The sequence below is a fragment of the Photobacterium sp. AWH4_225 genome, from assembly GCF_056158405.1.
This window is the reverse complement of sequence record NZ_JBSWTF010000001.1, coordinates 2282286-2296899: the sequence shown is the minus strand read 5'-3', so window position 1 is coordinate 2296899 and position 14614 is coordinate 2282286. Positions and strand designations below refer to the sequence as shown.

Annotated in this window: 15 protein-coding genes; 8 read left to right on the top strand and 7 right to left on the bottom strand. The window is 44.8% G+C overall.

Annotated elements, in window-relative coordinates:
• From ACXAD4_RS10845 to ACXAD4_RS10830, 4 genes are all read left to right on the top strand, one after another.
• The gene (locus ACXAD4_RS10845) at positions 1 to 900 is read left to right on the top strand and encodes an HlyD family secretion protein (RefSeq protein ID WP_107298477.1); all 900 of its coding nucleotides are present in this window, start codon (positions 1 to 3) and stop codon (positions 898 to 900) included.
• 32 nt (positions 901 to 932) lie between these two features.
• Positions 933 to 1604: a potassium channel family protein gene (locus ACXAD4_RS10840; RefSeq protein ID WP_475241293.1), complete on the top strand. Its 672-nt coding sequence runs from the start codon at positions 933 to 935 to the stop codon at positions 1602 to 1604.
• Positions 1597 to 2748: an AI-2E family transporter gene (locus ACXAD4_RS10835; protein WP_475241291.1), complete on the top strand. Its 1152-nt coding sequence runs from the start codon at positions 1597 to 1599 to the stop codon at positions 2746 to 2748. Before ACXAD4_RS10840 ends, ACXAD4_RS10835 begins: the two co-directional genes overlap by 8 nt.
• 130 nt (positions 2749 to 2878) lie before the next feature.
• Positions 2879 to 3829 carry an SDR family oxidoreductase gene (locus ACXAD4_RS10830; RefSeq protein ID WP_475241289.1) on the top strand — a complete coding sequence of 317 codons (951 nt, stop codon included), beginning with the start codon at positions 2879 to 2881 and terminating at the stop codon, positions 3827 to 3829.
• 75 nt (positions 3830 to 3904) lie between these two features.
• Here the strand turns inward: ACXAD4_RS10830 and ACXAD4_RS10825 are convergent, their stop codons facing one another.
• The 6 genes from ACXAD4_RS10825 to ACXAD4_RS10800 form a co-directional block, all read right to left on the bottom strand.
• A complete protein-coding gene (locus ACXAD4_RS10825; RefSeq protein WP_475241287.1) occupies positions 3905 to 4663 on the bottom strand; it encodes a hypothetical protein in 759 nt (252 codons plus the stop codon).
• A gap of 20 nt (positions 4664 to 4683) precedes the next feature.
• On the bottom strand, positions 4684 to 5244 hold the full coding sequence (locus ACXAD4_RS10820) for a hypothetical protein (protein WP_475241286.1): 561 nt from the start codon (positions 5242 to 5244) through the stop codon (positions 4684 to 4686).
• Positions 5245 to 5667: 423 nt separating this feature from the next.
• Positions 5668 to 6504, bottom strand: coding sequence for a CsgG/HfaB family protein (locus ACXAD4_RS10815; protein ID WP_475241284.1), 837 nt, complete (start codon positions 6502 to 6504; stop codon positions 5668 to 5670).
• Between the two features lie 12 nt (positions 6505 to 6516).
• Complete coding sequence (locus tag ACXAD4_RS10810) at positions 6517 to 6921, bottom strand: curli assembly protein CsgF (RefSeq protein WP_475241283.1); 405 nt, start codon at positions 6919 to 6921, stop codon at positions 6517 to 6519.
• 10 nt (positions 6922 to 6931) lie between these two features.
• The gene (locus ACXAD4_RS10805) at positions 6932 to 7393 is read right to left on the bottom strand and encodes a CsgE family curli-type amyloid fiber assembly protein (RefSeq protein ID WP_475241282.1); all 462 of its coding nucleotides are present in this window, start codon (positions 7391 to 7393) and stop codon (positions 6932 to 6934) included.
• Positions 7390 to 8058, bottom strand: a complete 669-nt coding sequence (locus tag ACXAD4_RS10800; protein WP_475241280.1) for a LuxR C-terminal-related transcriptional regulator — start codon at positions 8056 to 8058, stop codon at positions 7390 to 7392. Before ACXAD4_RS10800 ends, ACXAD4_RS10805 begins: the two co-directional genes overlap by 4 nt.
• 311 nt (positions 8059 to 8369) lie before the next feature.
• On the opposite strand from ACXAD4_RS10800, the gene ACXAD4_RS10795 reads away from it, so the two are divergent.
• Both ACXAD4_RS10795 and ACXAD4_RS10790 read left to right on the top strand, forming a co-directional pair.
• Positions 8370 to 9503 (top strand): YcjF family protein, encoded by a 1134-nt coding sequence (locus tag ACXAD4_RS10795; RefSeq protein ID WP_475241278.1) that lies wholly within the window; start codon positions 8370 to 8372, stop codon positions 9501 to 9503.
• Positions 9484 to 11043: a GTPase family protein gene (locus tag ACXAD4_RS10790; RefSeq protein WP_475241276.1), complete on the top strand. Its 1560-nt coding sequence runs from the start codon at positions 9484 to 9486 to the stop codon at positions 11041 to 11043. Before ACXAD4_RS10795 ends, ACXAD4_RS10790 begins: the two co-directional genes overlap by 20 nt.
• Positions 11044 to 11139: 96 nt before the next feature.
• Here the strand turns inward: ACXAD4_RS10790 and cra are convergent, their stop codons facing one another.
• Positions 11140 to 12138 (bottom strand): catabolite repressor/activator, encoded by a 999-nt coding sequence (gene cra, locus ACXAD4_RS10785; RefSeq protein ID WP_475241275.1) that lies wholly within the window; start codon positions 12136 to 12138, stop codon positions 11140 to 11142.
• A 385-nt stretch (positions 12139 to 12523) separates the two neighbouring features.
• Between cra and fruB the strand changes: the two genes are divergently transcribed.
• Together fruB and pfkB are read left to right on the top strand one after the other, a co-directional pair.
• The gene (fruB, locus tag ACXAD4_RS10780) at positions 12524 to 13642 is read left to right on the top strand and encodes a fused PTS fructose transporter subunit IIA/HPr protein (protein WP_475241273.1); all 1119 of its coding nucleotides are present in this window, start codon (positions 12524 to 12526) and stop codon (positions 13640 to 13642) included.
• Positions 13643 to 13644: 2 nt separating this feature from the next.
• Positions 13645 to 14604, top strand: coding sequence for a 1-phosphofructokinase (gene pfkB, locus ACXAD4_RS10775; protein WP_475241271.1), 960 nt, complete (start codon positions 13645 to 13647; stop codon positions 14602 to 14604).
• Positions 14605 to 14614 lie beyond the last annotated feature (10 nt).

Genomic DNA, 14614 nt, shown 5'->3' with positions numbered 1-14614 from the left:
ATAAAAAAGCTATTCGTGATTGCGCTTAACCTCATCATCATTGGTGGAGCCATTTACTTCGGTTACCAAAAATACCAAGAGTATTTTGATAACCCATGGACCCGTAACGGACAGGTTAGGGCCAATATTATCAAAGTTGCCCCGCGGGTTTCTGGACCGGTGGTTTACGTAGCGGTGGTTGATAACCAGTTTGTTCGAAAAGGCGAGCTGCTATTTCAAATTGATCCAACGACCTATGAGAACACACTATCACAGGCAGAATCATCCTTAGAGCGGGCCAAAATAAGTTCCAAAGGCAAGAAGATAGAGCTGGACAGGTTGCTTGATATTCAACGCAAAGACAGGGGAGCTGTGTCGCTAAAAGACATTACCCGCCGCCAGATTTCCTATGAGGAGTCGTTGATCCAGATAAAGGTGTCTGAGCAAAAGCTGGAAGCCGCGAAATTGAATATGGAATTTACCCAAGTCTTTGCCTCGGTCGATGGCTATGTTTCCAATCTGGATATTCGTGAAGGGACCCAAGCGGTAGCCAACCAACCCTTGCTAGCGCTGGTGGATGTTAACAGCTTCTGGGTCTTTGGCTATTTCAGGGAGAACCAACTGGCCAATATCAAAATTGGGGATGAAGCCAAGGTGACCTTGATGGCCTATCCGGAGCAACCCATCGAAGCTGTGGTTGATTCTGTCGGATGGGGTATCGCCCCGCAAAATGGTGCGGTGGGCTATAACTTATTGCCGAGCGTTAACCCGGTTTTTCAATGGATTCGGCTTGCCCAGCGAATACCGGTAAAAATCACCTTGGCTTCATTACCTGACGGCGTGAGTTTACGCTTTGGTATGACGGCGTCGATTATGGTGATGGAAGAGCAGCAAAGCTCAGAGTCAGAACAAACTCAATAACTTGATATTTCATTACGTGGCGGGATGGGGAAATGGGTAAGAAAATCACCGAACAAAATAACTTTTACTACCTTACCATCGCATTGATTATTTTGCTGGTGAGCTCCTCATTGGATCAAGTGCTCCATGTCACTTGGTTGGATAAGATCATGCAAGGGATCACCTTGCTGACGTTTGTCGTCTGCCTGGTTAGTTTGCGGTTTGATTCAGGGTGGTACCGGTTTCTGATAAGTCTTGTTATCGCGTGGGTAGGGCTGATAGTGATTAAGGAGCTCTTTGCGTTCAAGCAAGTCGATATCGCGATGTTGGTATTGATGCTGACTTTCTTTTTCGGCACGTTCAAATCGATCATGCGGCAAATTTTGTTCACCGGGACCATTGATAACAACAAGGTCGTTGGCTCATTGGCGCTGTTCTTATTGCTTGGGTTGATGTGGGCCATCGCTTATCTGTTGATATTGGAATTTTCCCCTGAGTCCTTCACTGGTTTGGAGGCCAAAGACTGGGGAGATAACTTCTCCAATGCTGCTTATTTCAGTTTTGTCACCTTAACCACATTGGGCTACGGCGATATGAGCCCAATCTCTCCCGTTGCTCAGGTCATTGTGTATTTGGAAGCGATTGCTGGTGTGTTCTATATGGCAATTGTTGTAGCCAGCCTGGTCGGCGCTAGCCAAAACAGTCAGGAAAACAACGATGGATAAACAACTTGAAAAGTACAAGAGCAAGATATTTGTCAATAACATGTTGGAGTCATTTATCCGGATTGGCTTGTTAGTCATTCTGCTGGTATGGACGTACGACATTATCAAACCATTTGTTATCCCGGTTCTGTGGGGCGCAATCATTGCGGTAGCCTTGATGCCACTAACATTGAAGTTAGAAGGGGTGATGAAAGGGCGACGAGGGTTGTCAGCCACTGTCTTGGCATTGATTGGCATTGCTATTCTAGTGGTCCCACTGGTGATTGTTATGGGGTCTGTTTTTGATGGTGTGGTTGCTCTGACCAATTTCCTTCAAAGCGAAACCGTCAAGCTACCAGGGCCGCCAGCGAGGGTGGCTGAAATTCCTATGGTGGGTGAAAAGCTATATAGCACCTGGGCTTTGTTTGCCACCAATATGGAATCCGCGTTGATGAAGTACTCAGAAGAGGTTAAGGCGGCTGTGTCGGCATTTGCTGGCGCGTTGGGCAGTGGTTTAGCAACTGTGGTTATGTTCATTATTTCGTTGTTGATTGCCGCTGGTTTTATGGCTCACTCTGAATCAATGGCAACCGCAGTGAAGCAGATTTCAGTCCGTGTTGTAGGTAAGCATGGGGAAGAGTGGGCAGGTTTGATCGCTGCGACTATCCGTAGTGTGTTGCTCGGCGTAGTGGGTGTTGCCTTTATCCAGTCAATCTTGATTGGTGCAGCCATGTTTGTATTTAAGATCCCGGCTGCTGGGCTTATCACCTTTGTCGTCTTTATTCTTGCCATTGCCCAGTTACCAGCATTGCTGATTGTTTTGCCTGTTATTATCTATGTGTTCTCGTATATGGATACTACCCCTGCGACGATATTTACCGTGTGGGTTCTTTTAGCAGGGCTTTCAGATAACATCTTGAAGCCTATGCTGATGGGACGGGGAGTCGAAATCCCCATGCCTGTTATATTGATAGGTGCCATTGGCGGTATGATCTCTGCCGGTATTATCGGGCTGTTCCTAGGCGCCGTTATCCTTGCGATTTGGTATGAGTTATTCACCACCTGGATGAAAATGCCCCAGGAGGGAGTAGGAGATACAGAAGCTGACAAAACAGGGGTAGAACTTTCAGATACAGACCCAACCGTCCAACCTGATACGAAATAGTCACTAGAATGTCAGTTTAAGGGCTGGAATGATGGATGTCGCAGAGCATTCATGTTCCAGCTTTTCTTTGCTTGCAAGTTGAATAATTACTCTATACTTGATTGAACATAAGCCTAAAGGATTGAAGGTAATGGGTAATTTTTTTGACAAAGCAAGAAGGGCAATAAACCAATTGGAAGTGATGGTAAACACTATCTCTATGCCTAAGGTAAAAGCGGGTGAAGAGAATAACAGTGAACCACTTACTGAGCAGTTAAGCTCGTTATCTGGCAAAACGGTATTTATCAGCGGAGGCTCAAGGGGGATTGGTTTCGCGATAGCCAAGCGCTGTGCACAAGAAGGGGCAACAGTGATTATTGCCGCTAAAACCACCGAGCCTCACCCCACATTACCTGGAACCATTTATACCGCAGCAGAAGAGATCAATCAGGCAGGGCAGGGGAAGGCGATCCCTGTTGTATTGGATATTCGCGATGAGGCGGCCATTGTCAGCGCCGTAGAGCAGGCTGTCGAGCAAACAGGTGGTATAGATGTCGTTATCAATAATGCCAGTAGTATTCACCTACAGAACATGGAAAATACACCCAGCAAGCGTTTTGATCTGATGTTTTCGATTAATGTCCGTGGTACTTACCTGCTCACCCAAGCTTGCCTGCCGTATTTACGCAAAGCTTCAAATCCGCACATAGTGACTCTTTCTCCACCCATTGATTTAAGCCCGCAGTGGTTTAAGAATTACGGCGCTTATACCAGTTCGAAGTATGGAATGTCGATGATGACCATGACGTTTGCCAATGAGCTTAAAGAGTATGGTATTGCAGCCAATTCTTTATGGCCGAAAACCACGATTGCTACATCGGCGATATCCCACATGAAGAACGGCAAAACAATTATGGAGCACTCCCGGCACCCAGCTATTATGGCCGATGCGTGTTATGAAATACTCACTAGGGACGCCAAAGAATGTACCGGTCGGTTCTTTATTGATGAGGAAGTGTTGCAACACCAAGGTATAACGGACTTTTCAGATTATGCCTGCAAGCCGGGGGCGTCTTTGCAGCGGGATTTGTTTTTGAGTTAAGGAGCGTTCTTTAAGAGGAATATAAAAAAAGCAAGCGGCTGGTGCCGCTTGCAAAAGGTTGTATTGCAAGTAATGTTATAGTTGTGTGTTAGTTAGGTAGTTACCGCTTGAGCCGTTGTTAACTTCCATATATGAATAGTCATCACCAGTCTGAGTAATTGTTAGGTGGTTACCTGTAGTGTAGTCACCTTCAGCATCAATTAATGCGACAGCTTTAGCTCCATCTCCATACTGATTGATTGTCACGTAGTTGTAATCAGCGTAGCCGCCTAAGATATCAACATCTACATCATTGTCGTTACCTTCAGTGTTTGAGTAAACATGGTTGTAATCACCAGATTCAATATCAACTTCAGCCGTGTTGCTATCACCATCTTGTTTTACTGTCACATAGTTATGATCGGCATAAGGTTCAACTTCAATATCAATGTCATTGTAATTACCTTTTTGCTCAGCATAAATATGGTTGCCATCTGAGCTGTAATCTGCCTCTATGTATGACTTGTTGTCATAACCGAACTGTTTTACTGTAACAGTGTTGTAGTCAGACTTTTCATCAATATCGACTTCAGAGTCATTTTTTTTACCCCACTGTAGGACGTTCACAGTGTTATCGTTAGAATCATCGTCGATTTTTACTTTGGACTTATTTGCGGCATAAGTAGAGAATGAAACCTGCTTTACTGTTACAGTGTTATCATCACTGTCGTCAGTTACGTAAATGAAAGAGCGGTTGTCAGAATAATTGTAAGAATCTGCATATGGATTGTAACCTGAAGCCATTGCCGTACCAGAAACCATAGTTGCTGCGATAATCATTGCTAACTTTTTCATGATATTATCCTTAATTGTGCTTATTCAATAACGATATTTCTGCTCATACCGTTGATGATTACATGAGTTTGATTGTTACCCGTTTGGGTTATTTCAGAGTAATAACTTTTAACATTACTTTTTTGTACAATTAACGCGGTATTGTCATTTCCATATTGACTTATTTCTCCCTTATTACCCTTACCTTTTTGGACCAAAGCGGCTTTATTGTTATTGCCGACTTGTAAAATGAGCCCGGTGTTATCAACACCTGTCTCAGAAATATACGCAAGGTTGTAGTTACCATCTTGTTGGATTGCAGCCTTGTTTAGCGCACCTTGCTGTTCAATAATTGCTTTGTTTCCATTCCCCGATTGAGAAATCGCTGCCTTATTGTTTCCACCATTGCCAAAGCTTTTCTGGATAATTGTGGCCAGCCCATTATTACCGTTGTTGACTTTGATGTAGGCGTAATTATCGAATCCGTAGCTTATTTCATTAATATGACCCAATTCGTTTAGCGCAAGGTCACTTGAATTTACTTGGCTATGAAAACCCAATAGACCAATGTATATGATTACTGCCTTGTTTAACTTACTCATCACCACATCCGTCTTTGTTGTTTCGTTTTGTAACTTAATTATCGTTTTTGCAAAAAGATTCACATTAAACGATCAGTTGAAATAATCTGCGACGGATTAGTATTAATGCGTGAAGTTTCATAAATGGGATTTACATCTAAATGATGAGAAAAGCCTTTTGTACTGAACTTTGGTTTAGTTGATACAATGCAACCTTTTGCTTTAAAGGGTGTTAGCTTTGTTGGGCACTTCTACAGCAGTTTATGTGATCTAGAGCTATAACATTTATTGATATCAATTCGAGCTTTATGACAATAGATAAATTGAACTGCATGAACCCATGGAGGAGTGGTAACGTGGCGTTTGTAGGACAATCTGACTGAAGGTATAAATGAAAAGGCCCTCCAGGAGAGGGCAAAAGGTGGGACCTTAACTTAGTTAGAATTAGATTATCGGCTGATTCTTTTCCATATATTGCTGGATAATTGGGTGACTGAGATCTTCTTCTCGTAATGTTGTCCAAAGCCCATTTTGAATACCGTCAACGATGACATGAACCACGGCGGCATCTATGGCAGACATGACAGCAACATTGACCGGTTCATTAGTGGTGTACCCTAACTCAGCCTCAAGTAAATCTTTGTAATCGATGAACTTGAATACACCTGTTTGAACCTCTTGGGAATAGATTGTCTTGCTGGTGGTGACACTCAAGAGTATCCGTCCACTTCGTACATCGACAGCACGAACATTGACCGTCACCTGGTCGGCCCTAAATTGGCCTGATGCCCCAATACCTAAGTACCTCGCACCAGCACCGCCTGTTTTAATATTGGTATCGTAGGCAACGATGCCGCCTTCAAACATAATATTGGCAGATTCGAGTGAGGGCAGATTATTACCATGGTTGGCAACAACCTCGTCTTTTTTCTGTGCCGCCCGAATAATCTTCCTTTCAGTTAACAGGTTTTGTAGCCCTTCACGCTCTAATGGAATAAACCATTTAGAATCGAGTAATGATGTCATTAATAGGGCGGCAGCACCCTGAGGTACAGCCGTTGAGAAGTTACTGTTTGGCTGTGGTTTATATTGACCACTTTGATCCCGGAAGTCATAAACCGAGACATAGACTTTACCCCTGGGTAAAGGCAGGCTGACCAAATCATTATAAGTCGCCCCACGTGCCATTAAATTTGGCTTCTCATCAATATCTGGTGTACCCATAGATAATGAACAACCGCTCAATATAACTGAGAACAGAACTGCTAATGTGAATTTCATTGCTGTACTCCATTATAAATCTGGCACTAAGCCGCTAACTTGAATCGTGGAAGATTCACCGGTTTCTTTATCGGTGATTTGAATGGTTAACTCGCCGTTGTTATCGACAATATTAAGCAGGAAATCATCGGTCGAAAGTTGGCCGGTGTTTCCGTTGCCTACATCAGATAGCAACTGGCTGATTAGTCGGGATTCAAGGCTGGCTGCAAGCCGATCCAAATCGGATTGTTCGTCGAGTATACTACTGGCATCAGGATTCTTATGATCATTGATGGCATTGGCAATGCCTAATAAATGACCACTGTTTAATGGATTCCCACCAAAACTAGGATTGATAGGCCGGTAAGTCAGTTCAGTCGCTATTGAGCTTAAACTGAAGCAAGCTATACCCAGAGTACAGATAATTTTTCTTTTCATGATTGGTCCCTTAAATTTCATCATGATCAATATCAAAAGTATCTTTCAGGTAACGTTCAATTTTCCAGCGGACGACATAAGTACTGATTGCACTCACGGCATCGTTAACTTTTTGTTCTATTTGTGCACGGCCTGGCGATATTGCGGTGCGATATATCAAATTCTGGCGGTGATATACGCTCATAATACTGCCGCTCAGTGCTGTAGGCCGTTCTTTGACCGTTAAGTTTTCTGCTAGATTCTCAAATCTATCACTCATTTTCTGAGAGAATAGAGAATAAAATTGCTCACCCAAGTGGGTAAAGGTACGGTCAACAATAATGCCATCAATTTCAGTTAGGCTATCAAGAGTTTCAAGGCTGTCTTTACTTTCTAAAGGAGGTCCGTTTTCTAATGGTTTGTTCTCATTAGCGGAACTCGCACTGGACAAAAGCAGCGTTGTTGAAATTATTGATATAAATAACTTTTTCATATCGGCATGTCGTTGTAATAATTATTTTTTGCCCACATAAATGCTTGAACACGATTCTTCGCATTAATTTTCTTAAATACATTATGTAGGTGTGACTTAACTGTGTTTTCGCTGACAAACAGACTCGCGGCTATTTGTTCGTTTGATTCTCCTAGTATCAGTAAATCAAGGATTTCTTTTTCTCGTGTTGTTAGGTTAGTCCTTGGCTTTATGTTGAATTTAAGCTGTGAACGGTTTCTGTAAGATAGAATGATCTTCTGACTCAGGCTTCGGCTAAGCCACATTTCACCATCTAGAATACATTGCATACCTTTTTCAACAATGTCCAAACTGTTATCAGAATAAAAAACGCCGGTAATGTTTGGCCAACCTAACAATGTTTTGTAGTCAGTATCCTTAGGCGTATTAATTAATATCTCTTTGGTTTCTAATTCATTTGTTGTAACGAAGTTGTAGTACAAATGGTATTTTTCTTCAGTGATAAAAGTGAAATCAACAATGACAAGAGCAGAATCTGATTTCCCGTAGGATCTAGATGTGAATTTGTCAAATGTTGTCAATTCAATATTTTTATTAAGGGATTTCTCGAGAAAGTCCTTAAACAAACATGATTGAAGGCTTGAATCACATATGAAATAAATTTGCTTAAAATGACTGCGGGACATCAACTCTTCCTTTTCTTTTAGCATGTCAAGTCGCGCTTACATTCTTAAATTTAGAACAATAAAAACAAACATCAAGACAACAAAAAAGTTATATAAACTAATTAATGATAAGCGTATGAAAAAACACATAAAAAAATAGTCATTTTTTTGACAGTGACAAGATAGTTAAAGAAAAACAAAAAATTACCAACAAATTCTCATTGTTGAGGCAGACTTTCTCACATAGGCTAATATGCACCTTGTGCTTTATACTTTGCCACTCAAATGGGTGCCATGTATCATCGCGTTATGTAGTAGGCACCGAGGTATGGATGCAGCAGTTTTTTAAGAATATTTTCCAATATATCAACCCAGATAAGGATCCCGCGCTACAAGCTGCCAACCAGGAATGGGAGTCATCCCTACCTACACTGTGGCTGTTGGGTAAAACCGGTGCTGGTAAGTCTACCCTGGTTGCAACTGTCACTGGCAACGAGCTCGTGGAGGTGGGCAATGGTTTTCAACCTTGCACCCAGACTGCTGTCGAATACGCTTTTCCAGCAGAAAACCCGATATTGCGATTCCTTGACACCCGTGGTTTATCTGAGGCGGATTATGATCCTTCTGATGATATAGAAGCGTGTCAGGCTCAAAGCCATGCTTTGGTTATTGTGATGAAAGCTGAAGAGCCTGAGCAAAGTGATGTGTTAGCTGCACTCAAGAAGATCCGCAAAGATGGTCGAATAGATAGTGTGTTGTTGGTTCATACAGCTTGTCTATCCATTACAGACCCAGAGCAGCGACTTCAGGCTATTCGCTATAACCAAGATCAAGTGGAAAAAGTCTGGGGAACCACATTGATGTCGGTTCATGTCGACTTTCATGAAAATTCGACCGACAGCGTAGCGGGATATCATAATGAGCTTTTTGGACTATCGGCATTAAACACACAATTGGCTGAGCTGCTACCAATCATTCAATTAATGCAGCAAGCCAAGCAGCATGGCGATGCGGAACACAGTAATTTTCAAAGGCTTCAACAAGAAATTATGTGGTATGCAGGCAGTGCTGCGGCCTCAGATGCTTTGCCCGGTGTTGGACTAGTCTCTGTTCCCGCCATTCAAGGCAAAATGCTGCACAGTTTGGCCCGTCAATATGGAGTGGAGTGGAACCGTAAGCGCTTTACCGAGTTTGCCGGTTTGTTGGGCAGTAGCTTTGCATTGAAATATGTCACTAAACTCGGTGTTCGCCAATTGGCGAAGTTTATTCCTGTTTATGGACAAACGGTCGGAAGTGCAGTTGCTGTTGCTATCAGTTTCGGTATGACCTATGCCATTGGTAGAGCCGGATGTAAGTATCTCTATCACATCAGCCGAGGTGAGCCGATAGATGAAACAGATATTCGTCATATCTTCGAGCAAGCGTTGAAGCAGGCCAAGGAAAGCCATGAAAAAGACAATCAATAGTGTCAGTCTGATGAGCCGCTTTTCGGCTGGCTTTGTCCCTTTATTCTTTGCCTCGATGATCATACCTGTGCTGGTATTGGCGGGCTGGGGTCTGGTAAAGATCATCGAGGATGACCATTGGTTGTTCTTGTCCGCCCTGGTCGCGTTGTCATCGTTGATGGTCATTGCTGGTGCTATTTGGCTGCGGCATATTCGGCGAAGCGCTTCCGGTAAAACTCGGCGAAGTGCTTCTGGTGAAGATGTACAACTTGAAGGCGACTATGATGTCGCGCCATCTGGTGAGTGGGGGGAGTTTGACCGTAAAGTCTGGGATATCCTGAACCCTGAGATAGGAGGTTACCTAGCAAATGATGATAGTTGGACAGCATTAAGGGAGCATGCCTTAGCGCTGTCTATGGAGGTTGCCAGCCAATATTATCCGGAGCGTGATACCAAAGCCCTGTCATTTACGGCACCAGAATTCCTGTTGATGCTGGAGAAAGTCAGTCACCGATACCGTCATTTCCTTCTTAACCATGTGCCATTTGCTGAGACTTTGAAACTGTCGCACTTCCAGCAAGGCTATCAGCACAGGGATAAACTAGGGGCAGCGAAAAAGGCTTACGATGTGTACCGGGTATTCCGGGCGATGACACCTGCAGGTCTGATCGCTGAGGCTAGGGGACAATTACTCGGTCGCTTATTTGATGAGGTGAACGAGGAAGTACAGTTTACATTGAAAAAAGTATTGCTTCAGGAGGTCTTGTCTGTGGCAATCGATTTATACAGTGGCCGGTATAAAGCGGCTGAAGGTGAGTTAAAGAGCAGTGAAACAGATGACGGTCTTTTTGCCGAGGAGTTGGAACCGCTACGAGTGGCGATTGTTGGTCAGGTCAGTGCGGGTAAATCGTCGTTGGTGAATACTTTTGTTGGCAATATGGTCGCTGAGGTCAGTGCTATCCCTTCAACTGAAAATATTGTCCTTCACCGCTGTTATGTTGATGGGATTGATATTATTCACCTAGTGGATCTGCCGGGTATCGATGGGACGGATTCGACAAACAAGCTATTGGTCAAACAGATGGCGCAGAGTGATATCGTGTTGTGGATACTTAAGGCCAACCAGCCTGCGAGAAAGAGTGATGCGATTTTGCGTCAACAATTTGAAGAGTACTTTCAGCAGGAAGAAAATCGTAGCCGAAAGAAACCGAATATCATTATGGTGCTTAATCAGGTGGATCGCTTATCGCCAGCAATGGAGTGGCAACCGCCTTACGATCTCACTACGACACAATCGCCCAAGGGAAAAACCATTAAAGCGGCATTGGACTACAATATTGAGCAGCTAATGCCTGATGATGCAGTAGTGGTGGCTATGCCGCCGAATGACCAACCTTACAATATGGATAGCCTAGCTGAAGCATTATTGGCTGCTTTTCAAGAAGGGGTGAATACCCAGCTTAATCGACGAAGGCTAGAGCATAAAAGTGAGGCATTAACCCAACAAGCGAAGCGCTTGTATCGATTAGGCAAGGTTGCGGTTAAGCGCTATATGGTTTGATGCCAGAATTTACTAGACCCAAGACAGAAAGCCCAAGCTCTACTGCTTGGGCTTTTGTTTATCTATGGTTTGTTTATATAGTTTGATGAAGCAGAGTTAGCGACGTTTAATTTTTCGAGGGATCACTTCCACACCAGTACGATAGCGGCCAGCAATTGCGTTAAGGGCCAGTTCCAGTGCGTTATCGGCAATCAGTTCGAACTGCTGAGGGAGAGATTGGATTTTGATGGGTAAGAAATCCAGTAAGCGGTTATCACCAAAGGTGGCAAGGTGGGTTTTTTGCATTAAGTCCGGATTCGCCAGTAAGCAATCGAGCACGCCTTCAAACAGGGTATAAGAGGTGGCTAGAATGGCGTCAGGCATACTCCCGTCGTCAATCCAGCGTTGGACTTGCTGTTGCCCTTGCTGCTGGCTGAAGTGATCGCCATTGGCAATCAAGGTATTGGCTTCAGCTATCTGATGTTTGCTGCTGTAAGAACGGATTGCAGACAGAAAGCCTTGCTCACGTTCTTTGGAGACACCCAGCTCAGGTACCGCGCCGACAAGCCCGATACTTTCGACCCCTTTTTCCAGTAAGCTCAGGGTAAGATCAAATGCGCCGTCCAGATCTTCACTGATCACACTGGCAAACATTTCATCATTCATTGCACGGTCAATGGCAATAACCGGCACACCGCCATTTTGAATTCGTTGATAGAAGTCGCTATCGGTCGGCAGGGCACTGGCTACAATCAAGGCATCGATACGGCGGCTAAGTAGGGTTTCAGCCACCTTCATTTCAGTCTCAGCATCATCATCAGAGCAGGAAATGATCAGCTGGTAACCGGCTTTTCGCACATTACTCTCAAGCAGCTTTGCTAGCTTGGCATAACTGCTGTTTTCAAGATCGGGAATGATCAAGCCAAATGAGCGGCTGCTTCCTGCGCGCAAGGACGTAGCAGCGTGGTCAGGCCGATAGTTGTGTTCATTCACAACAGCCATGACTTTTTGCTGGGTCTTTTCGCTGATCCGGTATTTCTGCGCTTTACCGTTGATCACGTAGCTGGCTGTTGTACGGGATACGCCGGCAAGCTTTGCTATTTCATCTAGCTTCATTCTGATTCTTGTTGGTTACAGTTAGCGGGCGCCTTCATTCTACTGGTTCATACACAGAACAGAAAGAGGCAGGCTCGGTGAATAATATGCGCGTTATATCCGGATTACCTAGGGATATAGCCACTGTTTTGTGCGGCGGATCATAAAAACACTCATGATCTTCCAAGCACATTTGCAATATTAGCTGAAACCATTCAGCATGTCAGCTGAATGGTTTCAGCATTGATATAATTTTGAACTAGATTGTGCTGGAATTTTATTTTGACCAATAGCTGAATCGATTCAGTCAGCAAGGTATCAAGTTGGTCATTTAGGTTTATATTTGTGTAGACGGGGAGAGAAGGCCATCGGTCTTCACCAGGTTTAACGAAACTGGAGTAAACACATGCTGTCACTCTCAACAAAAGATATTCAGCTTAAACAATCAGCAGCGGATAAGCAGGAAGCCATCAAGGCGATTGCTGCGGGTCTTGAACAACAAGGCTTGGTCGAAACCGGCTATGTAAACGGCATGCTGGATCGTGAAGCTCAGAACTCAACATTCCTTGGCAACGGTATCGCAATTCCTCACGGGACAACCGATACCCGTGGCTTGGTGAAAGAGACTGGCGTGAGGGTTCATCATTTTCCGCAAGGTGTTAACTGGGGAGATGGCAAAACGGTTTATCTTGCCATTGGTATTGCCGCTAAATCTGATGAGCACCTAGGCATTCTTAAGCAATTAACTAAGGTGCTATCGGCTGATGGTGTTGAGGACAAGCTGAAGACGAGTGATAGCGCTGAGGGGCTTATTGCCATCCTCAATGGTGACGCGCAACTAGAAGCAGATTTTGATGAAAGCTATGTTCAGCTAGCTTTCCCTGCTACTGATCTTGTCCAGTTGACCGCGGTAGCTGCGGGCTTGGTGAAAAATCACCAGTCAGCCAGCAACGAAACCGTCGCTGACGCGATTGCCTCGGGAGCGACGTATCTAGGACAAGGCTTGTGGGTTGCAAAAAGCCATAAAGGCGTAAGCCGTACTGCTTTGTCATTTGTAACGCCGGCAGAATCTTTTGAAGAAGCAGGTTCTTCAGTAAAAGGCCTTTTATTCGTAGCAGCGTGTAATGGTGCCCATGTCAACAACATGAACTATTTGGCACAACTGTTATTTAAGAATCAAGCGAGTAAGTTGTTCAACGCGACTGCCGATCAGGTTGTAACTCTCCTGGCCGAAGAAGCGCTAGAAGGTAATACCGAAGTCTTCAAGATCCGCAACCCTCATGGCTTGCATGCCCGTCCGGGCGCGATGCTGGTCAGTGTTGCCAAGAAGTTCAACAGTAACATTCTGGTCGCCAACCTTAACGGCGAAGGCAAAGCGGTCAATGCCAAGAGTTTGATGAAAGTGATTGCTTTGGGCGTTAAGCAAGGCCACGAATTGCAGTTTACAGCGCAAGGCGACGATGCTGATGCAGCTTTGGCGGCAATTGGCCAGGCGATTGCTGACGGCTTAGGCGAGGGTAAATAGCCATGACTCAGACAAGTAATTCACAGCTGAAAGTTGTGACAGTGACACTCAACCCGGCATTAGACCTAACTGGTAGCCTTGAGTCACTGAATCCGGGCAACGTCAATCTGGTTAATACGGGAACACTTCACCCTGCGGGTAAAGGCGTCAACGTTGCCAAAGTGCTGGCTGAACTGGGCGCGGACGTGACCGTAACCGGTTTGCTTGGGGCGGATAACCAAGAACCATTTTGCCAGCTCTTTGAAGAGCTGGGTGCCAAAGATGCCTTTGTACGTGTGAATGGTGCCAGTCGTATCAACGTCAAGTTGGTCGAGCAGGATGGCCGAGTCAGTGATATCAACTTCCCGGGCGTGGAAGTGAGCGAGCAAGATTTAGCGGCGTTTGAAACCACACTGAAAAGCTTGGCTGAAAGCCATGACGTATTTGTGATTGCCGGTAGCCTACCTCGCGGTATTACTCCTGAGCAATGTGCGGCTTGGATTCAATGGCTGCATGACAACGACAAGCAAGTCTTCTTCGATAGCAGCAAAGCAGCATTGGCAGCCGGCTTGGATGCCTCACCTTGGTTGGTGAAACCTAATGACGAAGAGCTTGCTGATTGGGCGGGGCGTGAACTGACTTCAGAGCAGGACTTGCTGGCAACGGCAGAACAACTTTCAGCCAAGGGGATTGCCAATGTAGTGGTATCACTCGGTGCTGAAGGTGTGATGTGGCTAAACGGCGAAGGATGGCTTCGCTCCCAACCGCCAAAAATGGATGTCGTAAGCACTGTTGGGGCAGGGGATACATTAGTCGCTGGTTTGTGCTGGGGACAGCTGAACCAGTGGAACAAAGAAGAGACATTGGGCTTTGCCACAGCACTGTCGGCACTGGCGGTTAGCCAGGTTGGCGTCGGGGTTGAAGATATCAACCAAGTGCTGAAAGTAAAAGAAAATGTCCAAGTAAATAACGTGAAGAGCTGATTCGGATCAG